The following is a 26,121-nucleotide window of genomic DNA, read 5'->3' on the forward strand; positions in this document are numbered from 1 at the left end:
TCCTGAACAAGCCGGTAGAGGTCCTCTACCGTTGTTCTTTGGCGAAGAACGCCGAAACTTTTTTCAGGAAATCATTCTCCCTTTCCAGCTCCCGCAGCCGTGCCTCCATCGCCTTGTATTTCGCGGGATCCACCGGATCATCAGGCTTGCCGCCGGCCCCGGCCTCTCCTTCACGATGCAGCTGAACCCACCGCTTCAGCGCGGTCACGGAGATCCCCAGCTCGGGGGCAACTGAGGCGGGCGAACGGCCAGAGGAAATGACGAGATTCACGGCATCGGCCTTGAACTCATCGGAATAACTGGGACGGGAAGACATGGGCACAATCCTTTCAAACTGTGTCTCACATCAGTAGTACACCTCACCGAAGCAGCAAGGTGAATCGCAGCGATATGGGTCCTGGGGCGATCGCGTTGAGTTCTCCGGCTCTAAAGTCCTTCGTCCCGGCGGTCTGGAACTACGCCTAGCGGAGGTGAACGATTCGTGTTGCAAGGGCCAGACGGTTATCAACAACAACTTTCCCGTCAACCACGGTCAGGATCACCGGAGTCTGGGCGAACTCGTCCGGCTCTGTTGTCAGTGGATTGTGCCCTACCACCGTCAGGTCGGCGCGGGCCCCCTCCTCAACGATTCCGCCTTCTTCACCAACTGACCGCCAGTATTGGCTGGTGTAGCCTTCGAGCGCGGAACGCGCGGACAGTGCCTGTTGGAGCTGGACGGGTGGGACGTCCGGCCTTCCCGCTGGACGTCGTGTCTGGGCTGAGGCGATGATGGCCCGCGGGTCGAAGGGAGCGATGGGCCAGTCCGAACCGAGGGCAACGACGGCTCCGGCGTCCCGCAGGTCGCGGGTCCGCCAGGCGTGGTTGGCCCGTTCGGTGCCGAGCCTGCGAGACCAGTTGTCTGTGTGGTCGGCGCGGCTGTAGAGGGTGCAGTGGGTCGGTTGCAGGCTCGTGGTGGCGCCGGCGTGGATGATCTCTTCCAGGACTGAATCCGGGATGGACTCGATGTGCTCGATCCGGTGGACCGTGCCGTTCTTGGGAAGGTCTCCGATGGTCCGCGCGACGAAGGAGACGGCTTTGTCGCCAATGGCGTGCGTGGTTGTGGGTATCCGGTGTTCGTGGAAGAACCTCATGGCTGCTGCTAGGGCCTCAGGATCGTGCCAGAGCGGATGGAGGGATTCTCCGTGGGTGTCTGGCTCAAAAAGCCAGGCCGTTCCGTTGTCGATGGTGCCGTCCATCATGAGCTTGATCCCGTGAACGTGCCAGCGCCTGCCGTGCCGGCCCTGCATCGCGAGCATGGCCCGCAGATCCTCATCGGTGGCGCCGGGCATGAGCCACGGGGAGATCCGCAGCCGGATGCCGAGATCCCCTCGGAGCTCGAGGGCCTCCAGCACCTCAATGGTTTCCGGGACGCCGAAGTCAAGCATGTGGCCCGCTACCAGCCCGGACTCGGCCATGGAACGCAGGAGTTTCTCGAGTTCGTCGACGCGTTGCTCGAAGGAGCGCTGGGGCAGGATGCTGCGGACGAGGTCCTGGGCAGCCATTTCGTAGAGCATGCCGTTGGGCTTGCCGAGCTGGTCGACGCCGACATAGCCGGTACTCGGCAGCTCTTCCGCTCCGGTGATGCCGGCGAGGTTGAGGGCGGCGTCGGAAACGAGCGCGGCGTGGCCGTCGAAGAGGGTGATGAACACGAGTTCGTCATCGAGGATTCCGTCGAAGAGGGAGTTGTTGAAGCTTGCCTCCCCGAAGATGATCGGGTCGAGCCCCCAGGCGAAGAGCCACTCGGAACCAACGGTGTGGCCCGTGGAGGCTGCGTGTTTTACAAGGGCGGCGCGAACGGCGTCGAGCTCGGTGATTCCGTTCAGGTCAAGGCCACGTGCGATGTCCGCCCCGGCGATGGGGTGGATGTGGGCGTCAATCAGGCCCGGGCATACTGTTGCATCGCCGACGTCGACCACGTGCTTGGCCAGCGCAGTCCATTCTTCGGCTGCCTCGGCTCGGCCGACGAGGACGATGCGGCCATCGGAGACCGCGACGAAGCCGGCCGTTTCCTTGAGCTCCTCGCCGTAGAGAATACGGGACGAGAGGATGATGAGATCTGTGGGCTCGGGCGTGGTCAAGATATGACTCCTGGTTGTATTCGGGTGTTCGACGCCTGCCCGGGAAGGATCAGGCGTCTCTGATGGCGGCCCGCAATCCTGCCGAAAGGACATCGGCAAGGAAGCTGAAGCGGTCCACGGGGTGCTCTGCCACGGCTCTCTGTGCCGCGGTCAGATGGGGAAAGGTGCCTTGATCCTCTTCCTTGATGCTCCAAGCGGATTCCATGGTTATCGCGTCGAGGCTCGCGCCGATCGCGGCGCTGTCAAGGGTTTCCAAAACGGGAAGGACAAGATGCCTTGGCGTCCCCGCGAGCTCAAACGCTTCGGCAAAACGGTCGTAGGCCTCCAATGCTGCCGGGTGTGACACCGGTTGCGTGAGCAGGAGGGGGAGGAGCGCCGGCGCCAGGCTGTAGGCCGTTCGGAGTGCGTCAAAGGTCTGGCGGATGACATCGTCAAGGCTGCCGGACGTCAGTTCTGGCTTCGGAGCCCGCTCCACCAGGGCGCCACGGGCCAGTTCGATGATCTCCTGCCGGCCCGTAACGTGCTTGTAGAAGGATGACTGCCGGACACCGAGACGTTCCGCGAGCCGCGGGATTGAAAGGCTCTCTTCCTCTTCGAACATCTCAAGTGCCGCGCGGCCGATTGCCTTCCGTGAGAGCCTGGGTGTCCGTGGCCGTCCTAGCTGGCTGGTTTTGCTGGGATTCTGCATCTCTCAAGACTAGGCTCCGGATTCATTCTCCTTTGCCCTGTCCGATGCGCTGGTAAATGTCGGGCCGGACGCGGCGGAGGATGAGGGCTATGACGACGCCGACGATAAAGATGGCCGGCAAGACCATGATAAGGATCGTGTTAAGCGCGCCCCCGGCTGCTGCACCGGTCATCAGTTCGAGGTTGCTCAGCAAGAGGAATGAGACTGCGAACATGACGAGCGTGGCGATGATGGCCGATGGAATCACGTACCATTTGAGCGTCTTGTCCTTTTGGCGGATAAAGAAGACCACCACGCCGATGCTGGTGAGGGCCTGCAGGAAGAGCACGCCGAGTACTCCTGGGGTATTCATCCAGATCAGAAACTGGGTGAATGGATCCAGTTCGAGTGCCGCGAACACAACCACAGAAGCTACGGCCAGTACGGACTGGACAATTCCGGCGCTCGACGGCGTGCGGTAGCGGGGGTTGATCATGCCGGCCCACGCGGGGAAGACCCCTTCCCTGCTCAAAGACAGCGTGTAGCGGTTGATGGTGTTGTGGAATGCCAATTGAGCGGCGAAGATGCTCGTTACGATCAGTATGCTCATGAGGTTCACGCACCACTCGCCGACGAAGTTGCCCGCCGCGATGTAGGCGGTGTCCCCGGCGTCCAGGTGGCCTGCGGCGAACTCTTGGACAACGTTCGGGCCGAAGGCCTGGACGATGATCCAGACGGCGAAGGCGTAGAATGCGCCGATGAAGGCGATGGAGATGTAGGTGGCACGCGGGACACTCCGGTCGGGGTCCCGCGCCTCCTCGCGATACAGGGCTCCGGATTCGAAACCCATGAATGCCGAGAAACCGAGGGCGAGGACCGCGGCGAACTGCGGGGAGAAGATGGCCTCGGGGCTGAACGATTCGAAGCCGATCCCGTGTGCGCCTCCCTGGGCCAGGACGAACGCGGCGAGGATGGCAACGATCGCGGTTTCGAGAGTGAGCAGGACGGCGACCACCTTGGCGCCGACATCGATCCCGCGCCAGCCCAGGTACCAAACGGCCCCGATGGCCACGATCCCGTAGAGCCACCACGGGACTTCGACGCCGGTGATGGACTTGACGGCGAGATTGGCCTGGATTCCCAGCAGTCCGTAGAGGCCAATCTGAAGGCCGTTGTAACTCATCCATGCGGTGAGGCCGGAGCCAAGGCCGACGACGCGGCCGAGGGTCTTGGAGATGTAGCCGTAAAAGCCGCTGTAGGAGTTGACGTGTCGGGTGAGGGCCATGAAACCGATCGCGAAGAGCGCCAGGCTCAGTGCCGCGACGATATAAATGACGGGGGCGCCGACGCCGCCCACAGCGAGGGCGAGCGGGGCAATCCCCACCACGACGGTCAGCGGCGCGGCCGCTGACACCAACAAGAACACGATGTCGCGGGTTCCGACTGCGTTCTTTTTTAATCCGCCGTCAATGCCGACGGTCGCGGGCGGCATGACTGCTGCCTCTTTATTAGTGAAAGCCATTCACTTATTGTGATGGGCGGCACATGTATGAGTCAAGAGGGTGCTTCGGGAAAACTTTCCAGCGATGGGCGGCTAGTGAACGCCCCAAGTGAACCGGTGGGTGTGGGTCCGGTAGTAGGTGTAGGTTTCGACTGAGGCTATGCCGGAGACGAAACGGATCCTTCTGTTGATGACATCGAAGAGGCCTTCGTTATCGGGAGCGATGACTTCTGCGAGAATGTCGATCGAGCCCGCAGCGAGGACCACGTAGATAACTTCCTCCATGCGCCCCAATGCGTCAGCGACTTCCTCGACATCACCCTGGACGCGGATGCCGAGCATTGCCATGCTCCGGTACCCCAGCTTAAGAGGGTCGGTGACGCCCACCACGTCCAAAATTCCACGCTCTTTGAGCCGCTTAACCCGCAGGCGGGCACCCCCGGCAGACAGGCCTGCCGCGGCTGCCAGATCCGAGTACGGCATGCGGCCATCCTTCTGCAGGTGAGTGATCAGCACACGGTCTACAGCGTCCACATGCTCTAATCCTTGGTTCTGGGCTGATGCAGCATCGACCGATGACTCCGTATCAAACTCTTGATCGTCCATAGAACCATCGTATAGGATGATGATTCGTTATTAATTGTTCATCATGAGTGACTTTTCATCATCAATCTTTTCAAGAGAGTAACTATGTCTGCTTCAGTTATTGATCAAGAAGGCCTTCCCCGCCCTGATGTGTCCCCACAGGAAGCCTCCGAGCTGGCGCGCGACCTCTTCGACGTGGATGTAACGTCCATCAAGGAACTGGGTAGCCAGCAAGACCGCAACTTCCTGGTGTCAGATGGCGGCCAGCGATGGTTGCTGAAAGTCAGCAACCCGGCGTTCTCATCGGACGAAATTGCCGCGCAGAACGCAGCGATGGAACGGCTTGCCGCCGCGGGTCTCAATGCCCCGGTCCCGGTGTCTTCCCCTGCCGGGTTCCCCATCCACGTCACCTCAATAGCAGGCAGGGACCACTGCGTCCGGCTCCTCACCTTTGTCGACGGGACGCCGCTCATTGACAGGCAGCACCTCTCCCCCACGGTTCTGGGCGCACTGGGAAGTACCCTCGCCGAAGCCGCCAGCGTCCTTGCCGGCTTCGAGCACCCAGGACTGGAACGGGCCCTCCAGTGGGACCTTAGAGTAGGCGAAGAAGTCGTCGCCGAATTGCTGCACTTCGTCCGGGATCCCCATAAGCGCGACTTGCTTGAGAGCGCCTTGTCCCGCCTGAGGAAACGACTCCGGCCGCTCAGAGACGAGTTGCCTGTCCAGGCGATTCACGGGGACATTACCGACGACAATGTCGTGTTCTGCATAGATGAAACAGGTGGCACGCGGATCGCAGGCATCATCGATTTCAGTGACACGATGTACAGCTGGCGCATCAGCGAGCTCGCGGTAGCCTGTGCGTCCGTATTCCACCATGCCCCGGAGCAACCGCTGGCGCTTCTTCCGCTGGTCAAGGCTTTCAACGACGTACTTCCTCTGACCGAAGCTGAGATTACAGCTTTGTGGCCCCTGATCGTTCTTCGCGGAGCGGTGCTGGCGGTCAGCGGTGAGCAGCAAATCGCCATCGATCCAGACAATGAGTACGCTTCCTCGGCCATTGACCGGGAATGGGAGTGCTTCAACGTTCCGGCAAGCTTCGACTGGGATGTCGCCGAAGCCAGCATCAGGGCCGCCATCGGTCAACCGAAGACTCCAGCCGAACCCTCCCCACAGATGGTGCAACCGATGCTCCGCACTCAAGCCCGGACAGTGAATCTGGGCTGGGACAGCGACTCCTTCAGCGAAGGTTCCTGGCTGGAAGGTCGAGGTCAGGAACAGCGCCTCATTGACGGGGACCTCGTGGACGCCGAGGTCCTACTGACCCGCTACGGTGAAGCCCGCCTTACCCGGGCCCGTCCCCACAGCGAACTTGAACCGATCAACGTCGCTCTTGCCGTCGAGGTGCATGCAAAGGACCGACAGAGCCTCTACGCTCCCTTCGCAGGTTCGGTCACCTTCGACACCCAAACTGCCGTCCTGACACTGACCGGCACGCACGACACCATCACCCTGCAGGGACTATCAGAGGTCCCCACCCTCCCGGAAGGTCTACCGTCAACGTCGGGGATTCTCTCGGACTCATCGGCGCCGAGGGAATCACGGTCTGGCACACCCGCAGCGCGCTGGAGAACACCCGACCGCATCCGCCCCGTTTCGTCCGCGCTTCCGAGTTCTCTGGCTACTCAGCCCTGTACCAGGACCCATCCCAGCTGCTCACAGGAGCACCTGGATTCCTCGGGTCCGAAATGTCGAAGAATGGAGACACCGACGCAGTGCTGGAGCGCCGCCGGGGAGCCTACAACTCCTTGCAAGGCTATTACTACGACGCACCGCCTCAGATCGAGAGAGGGTGGAAAGAACATCTCATTGACACGAACGGCCGCCACTACCTGGACATGGTAAACAACGTCTCAGTCCTGGGCCACGGAAACCCGGTAATTGCCTCAACGGCCTACCGGCAGTGGAGCAGGCTGAACACCAATTCGCGGTTCAACTTCAACGCCGTGGCCGAATTCTCAGAAAGATTGCTGGCCAAGGTCCCCAAGAACCTGGACACCGTCTTCCTGGTCAACAGCGGCACAGAGGCCGTGGACCTGGCGCTTCGCCTGTCCAAGGCTTTCACCAAGCGCGAGGACGTTCTCTGCTGTGAAGAGTCCTACCACGGCTGGTCGCTTGCAGCCGATGCTGTTTCCACCTCCACCTCGGACAACCCCCAAGCAGCACAGAGCCGGCCAGCCTGGGTCCATGTGGTGGATGCGCCCAACGACTATCGTGGCACGCACCGCGGTGAAGGTGCAGGAGTTCGCTATGCAGAGGACGCCGCAAGGCTGCTGCACCAACTTGAACGAGACGGCAAACCCATCGGCACGTTCATCGCCGAGCCACGCAACGGCAATGCCGGAGCCATCGGAACGCCACGGGGTTACCTGAACGCCGTGTACGCCACTGTCCGGAACCACGGCGGGGTATGCATCGCTGATGAAGTCCAGGTTGGCTACGGGCGGCTGGGCGCCCACTTCTGGGGTTTCGAAGAGCACGGCGCCGAACCGGACATCATTACGATGGCAAAAGCCATGGGCAACGGTCATCCCCTTGGGGCTGTCATTACTCGCCGCGAGATAGCCGATGCCCTCGCAGCTCAAGGCGCCTTCTTCTCCTCATCCGGCGGAAGCACGCTGAGCAGCCGCATCGGTCTGACCGTCCTTGACGTGATCGAATCCGACAAGCTTCAGGCGAACGCAGCCGCAGTCGGCCAGATTCTCACTGACGGTTTCACCGAACTCATGAACAAACACGACATCATCGGAACTGCCCACGGCATGGGCCTGTACCAAGGGCTTGAATTCGTGCGCGACCACGTCACCTTGGAACCGGCCGCGGAAGAAACACGCGCGATCTGCGCCAGGATGCTCCAACTTGGAATCATCGTGCTGCCCACCGGGGACCGTCAGAACATTCTCAAAATCAAGCCGCCGCTTTGCTTCACTGCTGAGAGCGCCCGATTCTTCCTGCGAATGCTGGACAAAGTACTCAGGGAGGGGTGGTGACCTTGCTGGTTCCGACCGCTTCCGAAGACGGAGCTCGGCCTGTGGTCCATGTCCTCACCCACGAAAGGAGCCCTGTGCCCCACCACACCCAGGCCAGTAACACGATGCCGGTTGCATTGATTACGGGAGCCGGCAGCCAGACCGGAATCGGCATGGCGTGCGCCCGCCGTCTGGGCGCAACCCACCGACTCCTCATTACCTCCACCAGCGACAGGATCCATCGGCGAGCCCAGGAGCTGAACTCCCGCGGAATCCACACAGTGTCGGTAACCGCGGACCTGACCGACCCGCGCCACGCCACGGAAATGGTGGCAAACGCGATCGACCTATTCGGCAGGCTTGACGTGCTGGTCAACAACGCAGGAATGGCTGCGGTGGGAGAGACAGCCGAGAGCTCCCCGTGGCAGGAACCACGGACACCCAATGGCACCGATCCATCGCTCGCAACCTGGACACAACATTCTATATGACCCGCGCGGCGCTGGCGCCTATGCTCGAGGCCGGCTACGGGCGGATCGTGAACATGTCCTCGCTGTCGGGGACGGTCATGGCATACCGCCATGACGCCGGCTATCACGCAGCCAAGGCCGCCGTCGCCGGCTTCACCCGAGCTACGGCACTGGAGGTGGCCAGCTCCGGAGTGACGGTCAATGCTGTTGCTCCAGGATGGATCGCCACTGCTTCCTCTACGGCGCACGAGCTCAGTATGGGCGAAGCTACCCCGCTGGGACGCCCGGGCTGCCCGGACGAGGTAGCGGCCACTATTGCATTCCTGGCTTCACCGGGTGCGTCCTACATCACCGGCCAGGTCATCGTCATCGACGGCGGAAATTCCATTGCCGAAGAACGGCTCAGCCAGTAGGGCGTGTCTGCTAAGTATCGGGATTCCGATGTTTCAAGCTGGATAGATGGTTTGTGCGAATGTGATTTCAGATGAGTTGTGGACGGTTATCGAACCTGTCCTGCGGACGGCACCGGGCCGACGGGGCGGCCTTGGAATAATCACCGACTGACGCTGGAGGGCATCTGCTGGCGGTTCCGCACCGGTTCGCCGTGGCGGGATCTGCCGGCCGATTTCGGTGCCTGGCAATCGGTGTGGGAGCGGCACCGCCGCTGGTCGGCCGACGGATCATACGCGCGGATGTTCGCCGCGGTAAAGGAATCCACCGGGGTATGCGACATGGAACTGGAGTCGCTGCTTTCGGTTGATTCCACCAGTGTCCGGGCTCATCAGCACACCGCTGGAGCGCCGAAGCTGAAGGTCGATCCGAGCCACACAGGGGGCAGGAGCGAGTTACAAGTTTCTGCCCGACGAGCCTGCTGATCACGCCATCGGGCGCTCCAGAGGCGGGCTGACGACGAAAATCCACGCCCTCACCGACCAGGCATGCGCGCCGGTCACGATGCTGCTGACTCCCGGCCAGGCGGGTGATAATCCGCAGCTGTTGCCGCTGCTGGAAGCCCATAAGATCCAGGACGGCATCTGCTTCCGGTTACTGGCCGACAAGACCTATTCCCACCCTTCAACCCGCAGCGAACTGCGCTCCCGTAGGATCAAGCACACCATCCCGGAACGGTCCGATCAGATCGCACGGCGGAAGGCCAAAGGCTCAGCCGGTGGCAGGCCGCCGGCTTTCGATCCAGCAATCTACAAGGAACGCAACACCGTCGAACGCGGCTTCAACCGCCTCAAACACTGGCGCGGGATCGCCACCCGCTACGACAAATACGCCACCACGTTCCTGGGCGGAGTGCTACTCACCGCGATGGTCACATTCCACCGAGTCCACAATTAACAGACACGACCTAAAAATCACGGCTTCGCCGACTTAGCCTTCTAGGCGGCTAAGAGGTCCAGCGATGGATAAAAAAGGCCAAAGCCGAGGTGGCTGCGCTAAACCGGAACAGGGCCTCTTGCTCGCTGCTTAGGCCCGGGTGCGAGCCGTTCGTGTGGCTCATTTTCCAGAAGCCTTTAACGTAGTCGTGTTCGCCGGGTTCGAACATCCCTACTTCACTGAGTTTTTCGATGGCGGGGGTTCCATTGCTCTGACCTGGCCTGGGAGAGAAGTTTGCTTTCACCGCGGCAACTTCCACAAAGAAGCCCTCAATCGTGGCGCGGGTGGACGCGTTGCAGGCCTCCCAGTCCCGCCTTTTGAAAGCAGAGAAGGCCTGCTGGTAATGGTTGGCCGACACGGTGAATCCCTTGTCAGTGAGGGCAGCTTCCAGATCGGAAACTTGGGGAGACAATGGTATTTCCGCAGCACCTACCGGGGCGATAGACCACTTTCTCTTATTCACGCTGAGACTGTAGCCGTCGTCGAGCAGGCTTGAGCGCAACTCGGCCACCCATTCCTGGTCGCCGCTGGCGCGATCATTCAGGATTTTCGTTCCCAAGGCTATAAGGGAGTCATTGCTAGGGTTGAGCTGCCACAGAGATCTCGGACAGTGGGCCCTCCTAAAATGGGGGTCTACCGAAAGTAGAGATCAGCATGACCGCATCACGCAAGCGATTTACCCAGGAGTTCAAGGACGAGCTGTGCCGCGAGGTGATCAACACGTCCAGGCCGATCAAGGACGTGGCCACCGCGTATGGTGTCGGCCCCGAGACGCTCCGGAACTGGCTGGTCAAGTACCGGGCGGCCAACGGCGGCACGGAGGCGGATCTGACGGTGTCGGAACGGGCGCGGCTGAAGGAGCTCGAGCGTGAAGTTCAAGAGCTGCGGGCGGAGACTGCCTTTTTGAAAAAAGCCAGCGCTTACTTCGCGCGGGAGCAGCGGTAGTGAGCAAGTATGAATTCATCGATTCCCAAAAAGCTGAGCCCGCCAATCTGAATTCGGTAGTGAGAATGTGCCGCTGGCTGGCCGTCTCGACGTCGGGTTTCTATCACTGGGCCACCCGCCCGCAATCGGCCACGGCGGCCCGCCGCCAGGGCCTGACCGCGCGGATCCAGCACTTCTTCGAGGAGTCCGAGGGCACCTACGGCTACCGGCGCATCCACGCCGATCTCGCCGCGGAACAGACCGAGTGTTCTCGGAGTTGGTGCGGCAGATCATGCGCTGCCAGGGCCTGGTGGCCTGTCAACCACGTCCGTTCCGCATCACCACCGAGGCTGATGCTGAGGCGGCCGCGGGCATGCCCGATCTCGTCAACCGGGACTTCACCGCCGACCGCCCCGGGGTTGAAGTTCGTCGGCGACATCACCTACATCCACACCTGGCAAGGATTCGTCTACCTCGCCACCGTCATTGACTGCTACTCGAAGAAAGTCGTCGGCTGGTCCATCGCCGATCACATGCGCACCGGGCTCGTCGCCGACGCGCTCAAGAACGCCGCCGCCACAACCCGGATCGAGCCTGACGCGATCTGGCATTCCGATCGGGGCAGCGTCTACACCTCGACCGAGTTCAGGGCCCTGGTGATCGGCCTGGGCATGCGATCGTCGATGGGACGCACCGGCGTGTGCTGGGACAACAGCATGGCCGAATCGTTCTTCTCAGCCCTGAAAAACGAGCGTGTGTATCGGACCGTTTATGCAACTAAATCACAAGCCCGGAGCGACGTCATCCGGTACATCGAGGGGTTTTACAACAGCCGGCGCCGTCACTCCGCGCTCGGTTACCGGCGGCCTAACGAAGTCCACTATGGTTATCAACAGCCAGCCTTGGCAGCGTAGAAGAATCCACTAATTCCGCTGTCCGAAATCACCGCAGCAGCTCAGGTTCTTACCGAGGGCCGCGCTCACGCGTGTTGGTTTGTTGTTCCAACTCCCGTTGGGCTTCTCCGGTCAAGGGTCGTTCTTCCCAAGATTGGCATACTTCAACAGTGCGGTCAGTTCGCCGTGGCTGTATTCAGCAGCGCGTGCGCTGATGATCGCCTCAGTGCGTTCGGAGAGTGGCATGAATGCAGGTTACCTAGGCAAATTGAGATTGCTAAACGGATTTCAGGTACTCATTTCCGTTTCCTTGTTCGCAGCCAGCATCCTTCAGCGCTTCAAGGCCCCGGCACTCCTGTCCCTTTGTGACAAGTGTTACCGGATGCCATGTTACTTAGCGTTGGATTTTCGACGAATTCACAAGGCACCCCATTTTTGGGTCCGACCGGACGGAAGGGCCGCAACAGTGTCTGCAGTAGTCAAGCGGTTTGGCGTCCGGAATCGAGTTGATCCGTGTAGCCAAAGGGGACTGCATTGCTGAGGCCGACGACGAAGTGTCCGTCTCCGAGCCGGGTCACCATGATGCCGTGCGTCCGTTGCCGCTTGGCGCTCTCGATCATCCGGTCGACCGCGGCAGTGATGCGGCGGTCCATGGAGGCCCTGTCGCGGACCTTGATTTCGATGGGTTCCACATCCTGCATGTTCATGACTTGCTCACCTCGCTGGGTCGGATAAGTAGGGCGGTATAGCCCTGCGCTTTTTCGTACAGGGTTCGAGGTTCGACGCCGTAGGCTTCCAGCCAGAGAGTGTCCGCAGTAACGGCTACGTCCTCGACATACCCGGTCCGGATAGTTCGGCCTTCTTTCTGAACCTTGACCTGTCTGCCGGCCAAGTCCTTCCAATCTGCGTGGTCTCGCATGGAGCTGCCTTTCGTATCGCAATTCATGGTTTTGCTTGTGCCTGCGGCTTATTCCGCGGGAATTCCAAACCATCGGTCGACTCGGACCAGCATCGTGCGCTCCATGGCTGCGATCTAGCCACGCCTATTGGGTGACACACCGTAGGCCTTCGCGCTCTCCCCACCTCGAGTATTCGCTTGAGGTCGTCGGATGATGGTGGCGGCGCCGAGTGATTTCGGGGGTTTCCGGCCCTCACCGAGTGTGTTTCGGCTGGCCGTCTGTGGGCATCTTTGATGGCCGTGACCGGGCAAACCCCGTGGCCGCCACCGTGCACCGAACTGGCCGCCTGTGGGCAGTTTTTCATGGCCGCTAACAAGGGGTAAACCTTAGCGAAGTAGGCCAGTTCCGCCCATCGGCACACCTAACAGTGGGTACCGTTCTAGCCGTACTGGTGTGCTCCAAACAGTTGACAGAGTCAGAATGGACGCAGATGTGGCTACCCAGCACTCAACCCTCTCTAGTTTTGCTGACATGGAGTTTGGTTGGTTAGAGCGTGGAAGCCTGCATGCTCTGTGCCTTTGCGGAGTTGCTGTCTTGGGGCACGTTCCACTTGCTGATGCCGATTATCGTCACTGTCGCCGTGATCGCGGCTGAGACGAAGACGGGCACGCTGAGGCACAGATGCATCAACCCTGCTCCGGCCACGGCACCACAAAACAGGACGGCCACCGCTGCGAGCCTTCGGTTCCAGAGACGGTTTCCGGAGCTGAAGAAGGATTCCCCGGCGAGGGAAGCAAGGGTCGATGTGACAACGACTGTCGTCATGTCTTTTACGGCAAGGAAGCGGGCTATCAGGGCTTGGGAGCCCATTTGGACGGAGATGGCACAAGCTATGGCAATGCGGATCCATTCGGGTTGGGTGTCCGCCGTGGTGAGGAATAGTCCCGAGGCGATGAGTACTGCCGTGCCGGTGGTGAGGAGGATCGTTACACGAGTGTTCCATCCCGAGGTTTGGCGCCTGAGGACAGCCCCGGCTATCGCTGCGCCCAGCGTGAAGGCGACCAGGGCGAGGGCTGGACCCAGGATGTGCAGGCCTTCGCCGCCGGCCGCTGCCATGCCCAGAATGACGACGTTGCCGGTCATGTTTCCGGTGAAGATACGGTCCAGGCCGATGTAACCAACTGCATCCAACGCGCCCGTGACAAAGGTCAGGGCCATCATCAGCCATAGCCTCAACCGGGCGTTTCGCTCGTGTTTCAACATTTGCAGCTGTTCTGTTTGGAGGTCTGTGCGTCGCACATTAATTCCCTGCCCAGGCGGCGCCGTCGCTGCGGGGATCGGCCCCGGCATCGAGTGAGCCGTCGGCGTTGAGTCGGGCAACCATGGAATGTCCTGCGTCGCTGTCGAGTTCCTTCCCCAGGGTGACGGTCATGGTTGTTCTCCGGATTTCTGCGGCCCGGTCGTTTTCCAGTGAGGGCTCGATCATGATCCGGTCGTTGCTGCTTCCGGCTTCGAGGCCTCCAACGATGAACCGGGGTGCTGCAACTATTTGTAGAGGCGAGAGGCCCTGCAGGTAGCGGAGGATGAGTTGTGTATGGATTTGGGACTGTGCTTTGCCGCCCATCGTGCCGTGGGCGGCAACTGTACCGTCCTCGTGTTCGACGATGACTGGGACGAGTGTGTGTGCAGGGCGTTTCCCGGGCAGTAACTGGTTCGGTGATGTCGGGTCCAGAGTGAAGAATGCAGCCCTGTTGTGCAGGACAAGTCCCGTTCCGGGCTCCAGCAGCTGTGATCCGAAGGAGTGGAACACCGATTGGATTAGGGACACAGCCGTGCCATCGGCCGACACCGCTGCGACACCGACCGTGTCGCCGCCGGGCCGGGGCGTCCTGGCGAACTGTGGACGACCGTTGCCTGCAAGGCTGTTCTGTGCGGATGCGACGGCCCGGGCCAGTGCTTCCTCCGAAAGTTCGGCGTCGACATCAACCTTGACGAAGCGTGGGTCGGCCAGTTGGTTGTCCCGTAGCGCATCGGAGCTGTAGAAGAGTTCAGCCAGCAATCCGGCATTTACCGCGGAAGGGTCGTCGGTGTGCGCGAAGACGGCCCCGAGGTTCCTGAGCATGGTGTAGCCCTGTGAGTTCGGTGCCGCGGTCGACACTGTCAGCGGGCCGAAGGAGCCGGTCAGGGCGGATTCGATGCTGGGCCTGTGGCTCGCAAGATCCTGCTCCGTGACGGGGACACCCAAGGCTTTGAAACCGGCGGCGAGCCGGCCGGCGACGGCTCCCCGGTACATGGAGTCCAGGCCTTCACCGGCAAGCTGCGCGAGAGTTTCCGCCAGCGCGCTCTGGACGATAATGTCTCCGGCACGTCGGGGCGCGCCGTCGACGAAGAACATCGACCTCATCCCTTCGTCCTGGAGAAGGGTTGCCTTGTCCAGTTCAATGGCCTCAGCCAGCCCCGGGCTGACAGTCATCCCGTCCTTGGCGAGACGGATGGCGGGAGCAAGGACGTCGGCTACGGGCAGTGAGCCGCCATGCTCCAGCAGGGCGGCCCAGCCGGAGACAGCGCCGGGAACCGAGACGGTGAGCGGGCCGAGAATCGGCATGTTTCCGCCAGTCTCGGCCAGAGCAGCAGCTGCTTCTGGCGCTGACCCGTAGGCGCCTGATGCGTTGATGCAGATTTGCTGACCGTCGGGCTTTCTGATCAGCGCAATGACATCCCCTCCGACACTGCACATGTGCGGGTAAACGACGGTCAGCACTGCCGCCGCAGCGACTGCGGCGTCAATCGCGTTTCCTCCGGCGGCCGTTACCTCCCGGGCAGCTTCCACCGCCGCAAAATGAGGTGCGGCGATGGCGACGCTTTGAGTGTTGGAGGGGACGGTATTCATAAGTTAACTCCAGAATGTGTTGCTTGGTGAATGTAAGGGGACGAGGGGCTCAGAGCATTCGAACTTTGCGGTTTAGTGCCCGGTAGACGAGGTAGAGCGTGATGGCTGCTGCGATCGAGCCGAGACCAACGACCGAGAAGAACAGGCCTTCATTCTCGGGTGAGTACGCCTGGGCGACGACCCCGGAAAACGTTGAGCCTCCTGCCATAGTCAGGAAGTACAGCGAGGTCATCTGCGCCGACGCTGCCCGTGGGGCCAGCCGTGCAGTCAACGACAGGGCAGTCGGCACGACAACGATCTCAGCGACTCCGAATAGGACCATCGCAATAAGTACGATCAGAACGCTGTTCACCGGGCCTTCGGAACCGCCCATGAATGCGAAGCTCAGCAAGGAGACCGCCATACACGCGATGCCGGCAAGTACTTTTTTGCCCGGCTCAGGCTGTGAGGTCCCCATCTTTGACCATGGCCGGCTAGCCCGCTACAAGATTCCAAAGTCTGGACACCCATCCCACCGACCTGCACGGATGGCGCCGCTCCGGGCAGGCGCCCTGGTCCCAGCGGAGGGGATCTCAGTACATCGGAAGACTGTTCCGAATAGAATCTAGCGGTTCTTGGCTTCGTCACCGAGGATCTGCTGCGTCGCAGTGATAACCGCAGCGTCCAGGCCCTCGAAGCCCGACATCCGCAAAATGGGTCACCGAGTGGAACCTCACCCGGATCGGCAAGGGCCGCAGCTGAGGAGCTGACGTGCTGCCGGGGTTCACGACAGCCCTTTGACCGTCCGCGGCGTGCCCGGGCTTGCGGTCTCGGCTATGGCGGTTCTGCATTGATTGCGCGATTTTTTCATCCGATGCAATATCTGGAAGTGGTCGGCTGGCCTGCGCCGGCTGACTCCCCTATCCGTATAAGAGTCGTCCACGCGGACTGAGCCCCAGGAGGCAGGCCGGCAGGAGCTGGCTTGCAGGCGGAATGGTGGAACACTTGCATCCCATGACTCTCACCATGACCGGCTCACGTGATGTGCCAAGTGCGTCACAAACTGGCCTTTCAATGACCCCGTGGCATCAGGATTTCCCTCGCAGCAAATCGATTTCCCGGGTGGTGCCGAACGCGACCTCGGGGCTGAGGGCGATCGTGAATGTTGTGAAGTCGACCCTCGTTACAAGAATGCCGCAACCAATGGCTTTCTCGCGGAGTAGTGAAGAGGCCCGCTCCAGTTGTAGGTCTCGTGAAGCTGGGTCCTGGACTTTGACAGTATGCGTTGATGTTACGTTCGCCATAATCGTTCTTCTTTTCTCGTAGAGGGACAGCTCACAGAAAACGGGGGAGACTGCCAACAGGCGGTCTCCCCCTTTCTCTGGCCCGAATGAACATCCCTCCGGGATGGACCGGGCCATGGTCCGTGTACTGGGTTAGTGGCGTTTGAGGAAGAGGCTGACGTCGTCGTTGCTGATGAGGTCCGGTACGGTCCAACCGTCGAGGTCGTATTCGGCCAGGCACTGGTCCGCGAATCCCTTCATGGAATCGGTAGTTCCTTGGGCCTGCGCGGCGAAGAGGATCTCGGCCTTCACGTTCTCGTGGTGCTCTGCGGGCTCGGATCCCGGCATCATCGAGTAGCTCAACTATGGCCGTTTTCCACGGCTACCGCTCGTGCCCCGGCAACGCCGTAGATGCTCTCTCCTATAATGATTCGCTGGATACCCAATTGTTCAACTCCTCTTCAAACGCGTACGAAGGCGCTTGACGAGAAGCTGGATTGCAACTCCAGCCATCAGAACAGAGAAGGCCGCGTTGGACCAGAATGGGGATATCGCGTGTGCCGTCAGCAGTCCGAGCGGGGATGCGGTGCAGGCGCTAATGCCGACGAACGCCGCGATCCGCAGGTTGAAGTTCCGACGGCGTGTGTTACCGATGGTGGCAGAGATCGAGCCCGGGACCATCATCAAAAGTGACGTCCCCTTCGCGATGAGGTCGCTCGCGCCGAAGAAGAAGATGAGAATCGGCACGATAATGATTCCTCCTCCTACGCCGAGGAGAGCAGAAAAAATGCCGGTGACGATGCCAGTGAGAATGAGTGCAATTGCGGAGATTGGCGTCAGTGAGATGGCGTCGTCTCGTTGCGGTATTACAATCCACAGACTCACCACAACCGCTGTCATGAATACAAGGAATAACCAGAACAGTAGATCCTTCGGCAGCCTGGCCAGTAAATAGGAACCGAGCTGCGCTCCCGCGATAATTCCGAGGGCGAGCATGAGTCCGGCGAGCCAGTCGACGTCGCCGGATATGGCGTAGCCGGCAGCACCAACGATAGAGGTAGGCAGGATCGCAGCAACTGAGCTTCCGACTGCGATGCGCTGATCTACTCCCAGAAGTAGTAGCGCAGGAACTACCACCACACCACCTCCCACCCCAAAGAGACCTGAGAGGTAGCCTGTGACGATCCCAAGAAAGATGAGGACGAGGGGGGATGGGGCTGGCCTGGCAGGTGTTATCGATGGTAGTTCACTTGTTCGTGTCATGGGGTACGGTCCGCTCAGCTTCCGGCTTCGACGACGATCGCCGAGCCGTCAGATCGAGGGTCACTTGCAGCGTCGAAATTTGAACCAAGAATGCGAATAACGTTGGAGTGACCTAGGCGTTCGTCTCGTGGTTGAACCAGCTTGAGTTCACCCGAGCTACTCCTGAGTGAGCCGAGCGCCTTAGCGGACACATCAACTTCGACTGTCAACGTTGCCGGAGTGTCACCATCGTCTTGCGCACCAACGACCCAACGAGGCGCGCTCGTCGCTTCTATCGCCGATGCCCCTGTTAACAATCGCAAGAGCAGTTGCGCGTGGATCTGCGCTTGGGCTTGACCTCCCATTGTTGCCAAGGCGTAGGCGAGTTCTCCATCGCGAAGCACGAGCACAGGCATCAGGGTGTGTGGAGGCCGGGCTCCAGGAGCAAAGGCTGCAGGGTGGCTTGCATCCAGCGAGAAGGAGGTTCCGCGGTTTTGGAAGAGGACTCCAGTTGACGGTTCAAGTAGGGCAGATCCGAAGGCCCAATACACGGATTGCACAAGCGAAACTGACCAGCCATCGTCACTGACGGCCACTAATCCGACGGTATCCCCGCTAGCGGCCCTTGCGTCGCTTTCGCTTCCCTCAGCTGCCATGGAAATAAGATCGTCTGCGCTGAATGGACCAACGTCTGGATCAGCAAGCCAGCGGGACCGCACGACGTTGTTGGCAGCGAAAATTTCGGCAAGCCTGCCGGCATCCGCTTCCAGAGGGTCGTTGATACCTTGGTTTTGCAGGGCGTTCAGCGTGCGCAAAAGTGAAAAACCTTGAGTATTGGGAGGACTTGTCAAAACTTCAAAACCAGCTATTTTCGCTGTGATTGCAGATTCGATAGTGGGCGAATATTCCGCGACTTCATCCTCGGATATCGCACTTCCAAGCAGCCGCAGCCCCTTTACCCACTGGTGGGCTATCGCGCCTGTATAGAAGGCGTCGGGCCCCTGTGCCATTAGCTGTTCGAAGGTTGCAGCAAGTGCTGGTTGACGCAGCAAGTCGCCCTCCATCAGGGGAGAACCGCCGGGGAGAAAGATCTCGCGACAACCGGCGTCGGCTTGCAGCGCTTCGTGATCGAGTTGAATCGCTCGCCCCACTGATCGTGAGACTGGGATGCCGTCCAGCGCGCATAGGTGGGCCGGTGAAAGCAGATCTTCCCACCCAAGTTTGGCTCCCTGGTTAGCAAGCGCAGCCCAGCCCCGGACACCGCCAGGTATTGTGACGGTGTCAATGCCACGGTTAGGCAGTGCATTGCCGTGCCGCTGTCGAAGGGTTTCCAGCCCTAATTTTTTGGGGGCCCTTCCAGTTGCGTTGACAAAGGTAACTGCGCCTGAAGGATCACGAACGAGGGCGACCAAGTCTCCCCCAAGGGCAACATTGTTTGGGTACACCACGCAGAGGACGGCCGCCGCAGCGATCGCGGCATCGACCGCGTTGCCTCCCATCCGCAGAGCCTCAGCCCCTGCTTCTGTCGCCCGGTAGTGGGAAGTAGCTACCGCACCGCCTACGGCGGTCTGCTTTGATTTGTATTCGCCGTTCATGCCCGCTCCTCCACTTTGTGGGTCCAGTTTGAGGAAACCACCTTCAACGCCTCACGCAGAACCGAGTCAACGTGTGCCCGGGCCTCTGCCTCAGCCCGGGCAACATCATGCTCAGCTAAAGCTTCGAAAATTCGACGGTGATCAGCACTGGAAGCGTTCCTTCGTTCAGCACTTTGCACCGCTCGGCGCCTGCTAGGCGCTATCTCCTTGGAGATCAGATCGGTGAGCTGTGCCAACAACGGGTTATGCGTGTACTCGGAGATGGCCTGATGGAATTGCCGATCAAGATCGGCATACCTCTCGAGATCTACCTCTCGCTCCATCTCTTCGACAAGAGTGCGAAGTTGTTCAGCGTCCCGGCTCGTTAAGCGTTCTGCGGCAAGAGCAGCAATCGGCGGTTCGATAATGGCACGCAGCTCCATAATCCGAGCCAGTTCGGTCGCGCCGTTGGCCGACGCGGTAAGTAGTGCGTTAAGTGTCATACCAGCCTGGCCACCTCTGGAGGCAAGCGCGAGGACAGTAGTCCCCCGCCCCGGTTTTCGGGCAATGAGCCCCCGTGATTCCAGCTCATGAAGCGCTTGGCGGATCGACACGCGAGAAACCCCGAAAAGTTCGCTGAGCTCCTTCTCCGCCGGCAAACGATCGCCCTCCTTCAGCTCCCCCTCCAAGATGAGCCTTTCCAGATCCACCGCCAGGCGGTCAGGAACCGATAGCGGCGCCGAGCTCCGAGTCAGTGACGACCAATCCATATGCACTCCTCCCAGGGGTAGGCCGGGATCTCCCGCCTACATCAGATTCCTAAGCTTGACAGTTGGTCCTACCAACTGTCAAAGTTTTAGAAACATCTAAACGTGAGGAAAATCATGAACCGTAGGATTCCAGCCCGGCACCACCTTGCATCCGTAGGCGTTGCTTTCATCGCTCTATCGCTCGCCGCCTGCGGTGGCGGGCAGCCCGGCACTTCTGGCGCGTCAGGAACACAAGGGACCAGCAGCTCTGATCTGCCCTTGGTTAAGGAAGGCGTTCTGACATCCTGTGCGAATTTCAGTACGCCCCCAAATATTTTTGCGGAAGCGGACGGGACACCGGTTGGCGCTGAGGTAGACATCGCTAAAAGCATTGCCAAGGAGATGGGGCTGAAGATTGCTTTTCCTGAATATTCCTTCTCCGGCCTGATCCCAGCGCTGCAAGCAAAGCAGTGTGACGCGATCATCTCCGCGTTGTATATCAAACCGGAGCGAGAAAAGATTGCTGATTTCGTTCCGTACTTGAGGTCGGGATCCGGTGTCGCAGTCTCCAAAGAGAACCGTGCGAACGTGACCGGATACGATCACTCACTCTGCGGTGTCAGGGCTGTTGCCATCACCGGCGCTACCGGCGCCGGACTCCTGGAGAAGATGTCCGCGGAATGTGCAGCTGCGGGGCTGAAACCGACGGAGATTACTCTTCTGGACCGAAGCGCAGATGCGCTGCAGCAAATCATTGCCGGACAGGCAGATGCTTTCATGGACACATCCGAGTTGATGAGCTACTACGAGAAGCAGTCCGGGGGCAAATTCGTCGTCGTCGGGGAAACGGTCGGGCAGATCAACATCGGAGCGGCCACTCTGAAAGAGAACGTCAAACTGCATGAAGCTCTCAAAACCGCTTTTGACAAGGTCGTCGAAAGCGGTCGCTACGCCGAAGTCCTCAGTGAATGGGGACTTAAGGCGCAGGACATTACTAAAGCTCAATAATTCTGGAGAAATCACATGAACTTCGACTGGTCCTACTTTTGGGAAAGTCTCCTTACCCCCAGCCCTCAGTTCCTCAAGGGGCTCGCGCTCACAATTATCATCTCAGTGATCGCTATGTCTCTCGCTCTTGTCCTGGGTCTGATCGTTGGTCTTATGGGGCGGAGCAAATTGCTCCCATTTCAACTCTTCGCGAGCCTCTATATTTGGGTGATCCGCGGCACGCCGCTGCTGGTCCAGCTCGTTATCATCTACACCGGGTTTGCGGCCGCTGGCCTATTCCGATTTGAAGACACCGATATATTCGGGGCACTCATAAAGGGAGCGGTCCAAGCCGCGATCGTTGGCCTGATGCTCAACGAAAGTGCCTACATCTCGGAAATCGTTCGATCTGGCCTCGAATCGGTGGACCGCGGGCAAAACGAGGCTGCCCTCTCCCTGGGCATGACCCCCATGCATGCGATGCGCAGAATCATCGTCCCCCAAGCGATCCGCATCATGGTGCCCCCCTTGGGCAACTCATTCAACGGTTTGATGAAGAGTACCTCGATTTTGTCGATTATCGGCGTTAGTGAGATGTTCCAAGTAGGCAGCACCATGAGCGCTGCGACCTTCAAAGTCTTCGAGATTTACATGGTCGTTGCCCTTTATTACCTCCTTCTCACTACAGTCTGGACATTCATCCAAACTGCGATCGAGAACACTTTGAACGTTAGGGCCGGCCTCCCGCCCGCGGAACCTGTTTACAAGCGCCTCTTTGGTATTAGGAGCCGCAAGCAGCAAACAACGACTACCACCCCAGCCCTGCAGCCTGCCGACGCCGTCTAACGGAGTGAAAATGACCATGCCATACACTGCCCCAATGCAACTTCCGACCGCCTCTCCACACCGCCCGATGCCATTGTGCAGGCCCGCGACGTGTGCAAATCGTTCGGTGACAAAAGCATTCTCAAGAACGTAAACCTGGAGGTCGCACGTGGGGAGGTCGTCGTCATGGTTGGTCCCTCAGGTGCTGGCAAAACAACCATGCTGCGAACGATCAACCGGCTGGAATCCATCGATTCTGGCGAAATCCGCGTCAACGGAGACCTAATAGGGCAACGCCTCAATCAGCGTGGCAAGATAGTGAACCGTTCCGCTCGCGACCTTGCAAGACAGCGGGCCGACATCGGATTTGTTTTCCAGCACTTCAACCTTTTCCCCCACATGAGCGTGCTGGAAAACATCTGGCGCTCTGTTGTTGATGTGAAGCATGAACCCAAGCCCGAGGCCATTAAACATGCGCGGGAGCTACTTGATCGTGTCGGACTCGCCGACAAGGCGGATGCAAGGACACGCTCCCTTTCTGGCGGTCAGCAGCAGCGCGTCGCTATCGCCAGGGCGTTGGCAATGCGCCCAGCTCTAATGTTGTTTGACGAACCGACCAGCGCCTTGGACCCGGAAATGGTCGGCGAGGTCCTCACCGTCATGCGGGACCTCGCAGATGCTGGTATGACGATGATTATCGTCAGCCATGAGATGGGCTTCACGCGTGAGGTTGCAGATCGGGTTGTTGTCATGGACGCAGGTACCATCATCGAGAGTGGCAAGCCAGAACTGGTTTTCACTACACCGCAGCACGAGCGTACACGTCAGTTCCTTTCTAAAGTGCTCCAGTGAGGCCTTCCGCAGCCTCCTTGAGTTTCAAATCCGCTCATCCGCCTCGGCTCGTAGTGGAATAGGGACGAGGGTGGTGCGCACGGAGAGAGTCGGCGTGAATAGACCTAACGGAAATGCCATCCATGCCAGCAGAACCTGCGGTACAAGGACTCCGCCCGCAAGTGAAGGTCTTTCCAGAAGACGAGCGGGCAGACCGTTCGCGGCGATACTGGATAAAACACGCATCACCTCGGCGGCACTGGAAATTATCGGAAGGAAGGGCTACGACGGCCTCACCATGGCCGGGCTGGCCAAACAGCTCGAGGTGGCACCCTCGGCCCTCTACAACCACGTGACCGCCAAACGAGACGTACTACAGCTGGCGGAGGACCACCTTATATCCATGGTTGATGTATCCCTTTTCGGAAGGGCGCCCTGGGAAGAAGCTGCGCGCGTATGGGCCTGGAGCTATCGGGATGTTTTCGCGCAGCATACGTCCCTGATCCCAGTCATCGCTGTCCTTCCTGTGACGAATGCGCCGCAGACTCTTGAAATGTACGAAACCGTTACAAGGGCCTTTGCAGCCGCGGGCTTCCCCCAGAACCTCATCGTGTCGTCGATTGTAGCTTTTGAGTCCTTCATTTTTGGCTCAGCGTACGATGTCACAGCTCCCGATGACATCTTTGAAGCAGGATCGACGGTTGACTCGACTCCGCACTTCAGGGCAGCACTGAAAGCCGGCCGGGTAAACGAGCGGCCTGCAGATACTGCCTTCGAACTGGGGCTCGAGGCGCTGATAGCCGCGCTGGCCCGGTCTCTCTGCTGATGGTATCCAGCAGGCGCAATGCAATCACCGAATCTTCATGCCTGGGTTGCCCGCCCTAGCGTTCTTCCTGAGCGGGGGGTTGTGAGCGACGGGCGACTACGTCGGTTTTCCGGATCTATGACGGCGGTACCTCTGCAGGTCCGTCGTCTGGTCCTACCAGCAAACCAATGGGATGGCTGAATCTATGTCACGAAAGGCTTGCCTGGCGCGAGTTGCTTGACTTATGTGGTAGGACCAGTAAATCTCTTCAGTGTTGTGAACGGCATTCATTTATTAGCTCACTTAGCCTAGTGGGCCCAGAGGAGGACATTATGTTGAACCTGAACCGCGACGTTGTGGTCGTTGGAGCCGGGCCGTCCGGACTGACCGCGGCACGCGAACTGAAGAAGGCCGGCCTGAGTGTCGCCGTGCTTGAGGCGCGCGACCGTGTAGGCGGCCGCACCTGGACCGACACCATTGATGGAGCGATGCTGGAGATCGGCGGCCAGTGGGTCTCGCCGGACCAGACCGTGCTCCTGGAGCTGCTTGATGAGCTGGGCCTGCAGACCTACTCCCGGTACCGCGACGGCGAGTCCGTCTACATCGGCGCAGACGGGGTCCCCGTGCGGTACGCCGGTGACACTTTCCCGGTGGAGCCGGACACCGAAGCCGAGATGAACAAACTCATCAGCCTGCTGGACGGACTCGCAGCTGAGTTCGGCCCTACCGAACCCTGGGCGCACCCCAGGGCCCGCGAGCTGGATACCATCTCCTTCCACCACTGGCTCCGCCAGAACTCCGCCAACGAGGAGGCCTGCAACAACATCGGCCTGTTCATCGCCGGCGGCATGCTCACCAAGCCCGCGCACGCCTTCTCAGCGCTGCAGGCCGTGCTGATGGCAGCCTCCGCCGGCTCCTTCACCCACCTCACGGATGAGGACTTCATCCTGGACCGCCGCGTGGTGGGCGGCATGCAGCAGGTTTCCCTGCTGCTCGCGCAGGAACTCGGCGACGACGTCGTCCTCAATACCCCGGTACGCACCATCAACTGGGAGCCCGACGCTGACGGCGGCCACCGCGTCACCGTCGAATCCGACCTCGCCACGGTCAATGCCCGGTTCGTGATCATGGCCGTCCCGCCCAACCTGTACTCCCGCGTCTCGTTCAACCCGCCGCTGCCCCGGCGCCAGCACCAGATGCACCAGCACCAGTCCCTGGGCCTGGTCATCAAGGTCCACGCCGTCTACAGCCGACCGTTCTGGCGAAACTCCGGACTTTCGGGCACCGGTTTCGGCGCCGACGCGCTGGTCCAGGAGGTCTACGACAACACCAACTACGGCGACACCCGCGGCACCCTGGTGGGCTTCATCTCCAATGAAAAGGCCGACGCCGTCTTTGAGTTGAGCGCCGACGAACGCAAGCGCGCCGTCTTGGAGTCAATTGCCGGTTTCCTCGGCGCCGAGGCGCTGGAGCCGGAGGTCTACTACGAGTCCGACTGGGGCTCGGAGGAATGGACCCGCGGCGCCTACGCCTCCAGCTACGACCTGGGCGGGCTCCACCGCTACGGCAAGGACCAGCACGCACCCGTCGGACCCATCTACTGGTCCTCCTCCGACCTGGCGGCCGAAGGCTACCAGCACGTTGACGGCGCCATCAGGATGGGCCAACAGACCGCGGCCCGCATCACCAAAGAAGCAGGGGTTACAGCTGAAGCCAGCCTTACCGGAACTCTTAGATGACCAGCGACAGCTTCCCAAGCTCCGGCCGCAATTCAGGCCGCCGCGGAAACTGAGTGCGCGAACTTCAACGGTTATCACAGACCAGGAGCTTCAACATGCTGGACAAAATCCCATTGGGGGAACTAAAAAGCCCGGGAGTTAGAATTCGCGACATTGCCGCTGTCGCAGACCTCTCCGTCTCCACGGTCTCAAAAGCCATCAACCGTCCGCATCTGGTGGCCGCTGAAACGAGAGAGAAGGTCGCCTGCTTAGTTAGAGAGCTTAACTTCCGTCCAGTCCTACACCCACAAGAGCTGCGACCGCCCGTCCCGGGTCCCCCCTACCCATCCGCGGGCGTTGCGCCATCTTCCACCCAAGATTCACAGATCAGTTCCTCTGATGCAAGACAAGATAATCGGATTCAGCCTTACCGAAAAACCGAAAAGGTAAGGATAGAATCAGCGCTCCTCGTGCCAGGCGAACATCTATGTTTATGGACGGAGCACGAAGCTATGAGCGGCACCGTAGACGCTGTGATGGCTGACGAGTCATGCTTTTGGATCTGGGTGGACGGCGGTCTAGGCCGACGTATGGTGATTGCCAGTGATGTGCTCGCGCTTCAGACTGACAGGGTCGGCTAATCCCCCCCGTGGTGGATTCCAAAGAATGACCACGGGCCGAGGAGGTCACAAATATAGTTCTGACAGCTTTTCAGTCGGGATCTATTCCTAAAAACTGCTTGCGAAGTGGCCCCGCCCCTTTTGTAT

The 26,121-nt window shown here is 60.1% G+C and carries 26 protein-coding genes and 1 pseudogene; 13 read left to right on the forward strand and 14 right to left on the reverse strand.

Annotation, left to right across the window (positions count from 1 at the left end):
* Nucleotides 1-25: 25 nt before the first annotated feature.
* The 5 genes from FCN77_RS23180 to FCN77_RS23200 all read right to left on the reverse strand — a co-directional run bounded on the left by FCN77_RS23180 (nucleotide 26) and on the right by FCN77_RS23200 (nucleotide 4,819).
* Nucleotides 26-316 (reverse strand): transposase, encoded by a 291-nt coding sequence (locus tag FCN77_RS23180; protein WP_137322234.1) that lies wholly within the window; start codon nucleotides 314-316, stop codon nucleotides 26-28.
* A gap of 145 nt (nucleotides 317-461) precedes the next feature.
* The gene (locus tag FCN77_RS23185; RefSeq protein WP_175417367.1) at nucleotides 462-2,117 is read right to left on the reverse strand and encodes an amidohydrolase; all 1,656 of its coding nucleotides are present in this window, start codon (nucleotides 2,115-2,117) and stop codon (nucleotides 462-464) included.
* A gap of 49 nt (nucleotides 2,118-2,166) precedes the next feature.
* Nucleotides 2,167-2,805, reverse strand: a complete 639-nt coding sequence (locus tag FCN77_RS23190; RefSeq protein WP_137324173.1) for a TetR/AcrR family transcriptional regulator — start codon at nucleotides 2,803-2,805, stop codon at nucleotides 2,167-2,169.
* A gap of 22 nt (nucleotides 2,806-2,827) precedes the next feature.
* On the reverse strand, nucleotides 2,828-4,306 hold the full coding sequence (locus FCN77_RS23195; protein ID WP_254678711.1) for an APC family permease: 1,479 nt from the start codon (nucleotides 4,304-4,306) through the stop codon (nucleotides 2,828-2,830).
* A gap of 72 nt (nucleotides 4,307-4,378) precedes the next feature.
* Complete coding sequence (locus FCN77_RS23200) at nucleotides 4,379-4,819, reverse strand: Lrp/AsnC family transcriptional regulator (RefSeq protein ID WP_137324174.1); 441 nt, start codon at nucleotides 4,817-4,819, stop codon at nucleotides 4,379-4,381.
* 156 nt (nucleotides 4,820-4,975) lie between these two features.
* Between FCN77_RS23200 and FCN77_RS26440 the strand changes: the two genes are divergently transcribed.
* From FCN77_RS26440 to FCN77_RS23220, 5 genes and pseudogenes are all read left to right on the forward strand, one after another.
* Nucleotides 4,976-6,775, forward strand: a complete 1,800-nt coding sequence (locus FCN77_RS26440; protein ID WP_137324175.1) for a phosphotransferase — start codon at nucleotides 4,976-4,978, stop codon at nucleotides 6,773-6,775.
* Complete coding sequence (locus FCN77_RS23210) at nucleotides 6,769-7,920, forward strand: aminotransferase class III-fold pyridoxal phosphate-dependent enzyme (RefSeq protein ID WP_254678712.1); 1,152 nt, start codon at nucleotides 6,769-6,771, stop codon at nucleotides 7,918-7,920. The genes FCN77_RS26440 and FCN77_RS23210 overlap by 7 nt, the downstream gene beginning before the upstream one ends.
* Before the next feature lie 74 nt (nucleotides 7,921-7,994).
* The gene (locus tag FCN77_RS27190) at nucleotides 7,995-8,390 is read left to right on the forward strand and encodes an SDR family oxidoreductase (protein ID WP_254678713.1); all 396 of its coding nucleotides are present in this window, start codon (nucleotides 7,995-7,997) and stop codon (nucleotides 8,388-8,390) included.
* Nucleotides 8,321-8,782 (forward strand): SDR family oxidoreductase, encoded by a 462-nt coding sequence (locus FCN77_RS27195; RefSeq protein WP_254678714.1) that lies wholly within the window; start codon nucleotides 8,321-8,323, stop codon nucleotides 8,780-8,782. Before FCN77_RS27190 ends, FCN77_RS27195 begins: the two co-directional genes overlap by 70 nt.
* Before the next feature lie 46 nt (nucleotides 8,783-8,828).
* A pseudogene (locus FCN77_RS23220) lies at nucleotides 8,829-9,716 on the forward strand (IS5 family transposase).
* 49 nt (nucleotides 9,717-9,765) lie between these two features.
* Here FCN77_RS23220 and FCN77_RS23225 read toward each other — a convergent pair.
* Nucleotides 9,766-10,314, reverse strand: a complete 549-nt coding sequence (locus FCN77_RS23225) for a hypothetical protein (RefSeq protein WP_137324177.1) — start codon at nucleotides 10,312-10,314, stop codon at nucleotides 9,766-9,768.
* Between the two features lie 95 nt (nucleotides 10,315-10,409).
* Here FCN77_RS23225 and FCN77_RS27200 point away from each other — a divergent pair, with 95 nt between their 5' ends.
* Together FCN77_RS27200 and FCN77_RS23230 are read left to right on the forward strand one after the other, a co-directional pair.
* The gene (locus FCN77_RS27200) at nucleotides 10,410-10,700 is read left to right on the forward strand and encodes a transposase (protein WP_254678715.1); all 291 of its coding nucleotides are present in this window, start codon (nucleotides 10,410-10,412) and stop codon (nucleotides 10,698-10,700) included.
* A complete protein-coding gene (locus tag FCN77_RS23230; protein ID WP_254678716.1) occupies nucleotides 10,700-11,593 on the forward strand; it encodes an IS3 family transposase in 894 nt (297 codons plus the stop codon). Before FCN77_RS27200 ends, FCN77_RS23230 begins: the two co-directional genes overlap by 1 nt.
* Nucleotides 11,594-12,051: 458 nt before the next feature.
* Here FCN77_RS23230 and FCN77_RS23235 read toward each other — a convergent pair whose 3' ends face one another.
* The 8 genes from FCN77_RS23235 to FCN77_RS23275 form a co-directional block, all read right to left on the reverse strand.
* Complete coding sequence (locus FCN77_RS23235; RefSeq protein ID WP_137324178.1) at nucleotides 12,052-12,279, reverse strand: hypothetical protein; 228 nt, start codon at nucleotides 12,277-12,279, stop codon at nucleotides 12,052-12,054.
* A 738-nt stretch (nucleotides 12,280-13,017) separates the two neighbouring features.
* Nucleotides 13,018-13,734, reverse strand: coding sequence for a YoaK family protein (locus FCN77_RS23245; RefSeq protein WP_137324929.1), 717 nt, complete (start codon nucleotides 13,732-13,734; stop codon nucleotides 13,018-13,020).
* Between the two features lie 37 nt (nucleotides 13,735-13,771).
* Nucleotides 13,772-15,361 (reverse strand): gamma-glutamyltransferase family protein, encoded by a 1,590-nt coding sequence (locus FCN77_RS23250; RefSeq protein WP_137324180.1) that lies wholly within the window; start codon nucleotides 15,359-15,361, stop codon nucleotides 13,772-13,774.
* Between the two features lie 49 nt (nucleotides 15,362-15,410).
* The gene (locus FCN77_RS23255) at nucleotides 15,411-15,818 is read right to left on the reverse strand and encodes a hypothetical protein (protein ID WP_137324181.1); all 408 of its coding nucleotides are present in this window, start codon (nucleotides 15,816-15,818) and stop codon (nucleotides 15,411-15,413) included.
* Between the two features lie 958 nt (nucleotides 15,819-16,776).
* Complete coding sequence (locus FCN77_RS23260; RefSeq protein WP_254678717.1) at nucleotides 16,777-16,974, reverse strand: hypothetical protein; 198 nt, start codon at nucleotides 16,972-16,974, stop codon at nucleotides 16,777-16,779.
* Between the two features lie 99 nt (nucleotides 16,975-17,073).
* A complete protein-coding gene (locus FCN77_RS23265) occupies nucleotides 17,074-17,886 on the reverse strand; it encodes a sulfite exporter TauE/SafE family protein (RefSeq protein WP_137324182.1) in 813 nt (270 codons plus the stop codon).
* Between the two features lie 14 nt (nucleotides 17,887-17,900).
* Nucleotides 17,901-19,460, reverse strand: a complete 1,560-nt coding sequence (locus tag FCN77_RS23270; RefSeq protein WP_137324183.1) for a gamma-glutamyltransferase family protein — start codon at nucleotides 19,458-19,460, stop codon at nucleotides 17,901-17,903.
* A complete protein-coding gene (locus tag FCN77_RS23275; RefSeq protein WP_137324184.1) occupies nucleotides 19,457-20,209 on the reverse strand; it encodes a FadR/GntR family transcriptional regulator in 753 nt (250 codons plus the stop codon). The genes FCN77_RS23270 and FCN77_RS23275 overlap by 4 nt, the downstream gene beginning before the upstream one ends.
* Before the next feature lie 102 nt (nucleotides 20,210-20,311).
* Between FCN77_RS23275 and FCN77_RS23280 the strand changes: the two genes are divergently transcribed.
* The 6 genes from FCN77_RS23280 (at nucleotide 20,312) to FCN77_RS27850 (ending at nucleotide 25,995) form a co-directional block, all read left to right on the forward strand.
* A complete protein-coding gene (locus FCN77_RS23280) occupies nucleotides 20,312-21,196 on the forward strand; it encodes an ABC transporter substrate-binding protein (protein ID WP_217496193.1) in 885 nt (294 codons plus the stop codon).
* A 15-nt stretch (nucleotides 21,197-21,211) separates the two neighbouring features.
* Nucleotides 21,212-22,021, forward strand: coding sequence for an amino acid ABC transporter permease (locus FCN77_RS23285; RefSeq protein WP_137324186.1), 810 nt, complete (start codon nucleotides 21,212-21,214; stop codon nucleotides 22,019-22,021).
* Between the two features lie 72 nt (nucleotides 22,022-22,093).
* The gene (locus FCN77_RS23290) at nucleotides 22,094-22,852 is read left to right on the forward strand and encodes an amino acid ABC transporter ATP-binding protein (protein ID WP_137324187.1); all 759 of its coding nucleotides are present in this window, start codon (nucleotides 22,094-22,096) and stop codon (nucleotides 22,850-22,852) included.
* Nucleotides 22,853-22,970: 118 nt separating this feature from the next.
* On the forward strand, nucleotides 22,971-23,657 hold the full coding sequence (locus tag FCN77_RS23295) for a TetR/AcrR family transcriptional regulator C-terminal domain-containing protein (protein ID WP_254679059.1): 687 nt from the start codon (nucleotides 22,971-22,973) through the stop codon (nucleotides 23,655-23,657).
* Nucleotides 23,658-23,968: 311 nt separating this feature from the next.
* Entirely contained in the window at nucleotides 23,969-25,375 is a 1,407-nt protein-coding gene (locus tag FCN77_RS23300) for an NAD(P)/FAD-dependent oxidoreductase (RefSeq protein ID WP_137324188.1), read from the forward strand.
* A 95-nt stretch (nucleotides 25,376-25,470) separates the two neighbouring features.
* Nucleotides 25,471-25,995 carry a LacI family DNA-binding transcriptional regulator gene (locus FCN77_RS27850; RefSeq protein ID WP_137324189.1) on the forward strand — a complete coding sequence of 175 codons (525 nt, stop codon included), beginning with the start codon at nucleotides 25,471-25,473 and terminating at the stop codon, nucleotides 25,993-25,995.
* The last annotated feature ends 126 nt before the right edge of the window (nucleotides 25,996-26,121 follow it).

Source organism: Arthrobacter sp. 24S4-2, assembly GCF_005280255.1.
GTDB lineage: Bacteria > Actinomycetota > Actinomycetes > Actinomycetales > Micrococcaceae > Arthrobacter.

What these genes read in the sequence shown, in the direction of transcription:
- FCN77_RS23195 (WP_254678711.1), bottom strand. Translation starts at nt 4,306, where the DNA reads ATGGCTTTCACTAATAAAGAGGCAGCAGTCATGCCGCCCGCGACCGTC.
- FCN77_RS23275 (WP_137324184.1), bottom strand. Translation starts at nt 20,209, where the DNA reads ATGGATTGGTCGTCACTGACTCGGAGCTCGGCGCCGCTATCGGTTCCT.
- FCN77_RS27850 (WP_137324189.1), top strand. Translation starts at nt 25,471, where the DNA reads ATGCTGGACAAAATCCCATTGGGGGAACTAAAAAGCCCGGGAGTTAGA.
- FCN77_RS23190 (WP_137324173.1), bottom strand. Translation starts at nt 2,805, where the DNA reads ATGCAGAATCCCAGCAAAACCAGCCAGCTAGGACGGCCACGGACACCC.
- FCN77_RS23180 (WP_137322234.1), bottom strand. Translation starts at nt 316, where the DNA reads ATGTCTTCCCGTCCCAGTTATTCCGATGAGTTCAAGGCCGATGCCGTG.
- FCN77_RS23245 (WP_137324929.1), bottom strand. Translation starts at nt 13,734, where the DNA reads ATGTTGAAACACGAGCGAAACGCCCGGTTGAGGCTATGGCTGATGATG.
- FCN77_RS23250 (WP_137324180.1), bottom strand. Translation starts at nt 15,361, where the DNA reads ATGAATACCGTCCCCTCCAACACTCAAAGCGTCGCCATCGCCGCACCT.
- FCN77_RS23235 (WP_137324178.1), bottom strand. Translation starts at nt 12,279, where the DNA reads ATGAACATGCAGGATGTGGAACCCATCGAAATCAAGGTCCGCGACAGG.
- FCN77_RS23260 (WP_254678717.1), bottom strand. Translation starts at nt 16,974, where the DNA reads ATGATGCCGGGATCCGAGCCCGCAGAGCACCACGAGAACGTGAAGGCC.
- FCN77_RS23285 (WP_137324186.1), top strand. Translation starts at nt 21,212, where the DNA reads ATGAACTTCGACTGGTCCTACTTTTGGGAAAGTCTCCTTACCCCCAGC.
- FCN77_RS26440 (WP_137324175.1), top strand. Translation starts at nt 4,976, where the DNA reads ATGTCTGCTTCAGTTATTGATCAAGAAGGCCTTCCCCGCCCTGATGTG.
- FCN77_RS23265 (WP_137324182.1), bottom strand. Translation starts at nt 17,886, where the DNA reads ATGACACGAACAAGTGAACTACCATCGATAACACCTGCCAGGCCAGCC.
- FCN77_RS27200 (WP_254678715.1), top strand. Translation starts at nt 10,410, where the DNA reads ATGACCGCATCACGCAAGCGATTTACCCAGGAGTTCAAGGACGAGCTG.
- FCN77_RS23255 (WP_137324181.1), bottom strand. Translation starts at nt 15,818, where the DNA reads ATGGGGACCTCACAGCCTGAGCCGGGCAAAAAAGTACTTGCCGGCATC.
- FCN77_RS23210 (WP_254678712.1), top strand. Translation starts at nt 6,769, where the DNA reads ATGGTAAACAACGTCTCAGTCCTGGGCCACGGAAACCCGGTAATTGCC.
- FCN77_RS23300 (WP_137324188.1), top strand. Translation starts at nt 23,969, where the DNA reads ATGTTGAACCTGAACCGCGACGTTGTGGTCGTTGGAGCCGGGCCGTCC.
- FCN77_RS23270 (WP_137324183.1), bottom strand. Translation starts at nt 19,460, where the DNA reads ATGAACGGCGAATACAAATCAAAGCAGACCGCCGTAGGCGGTGCGGTA.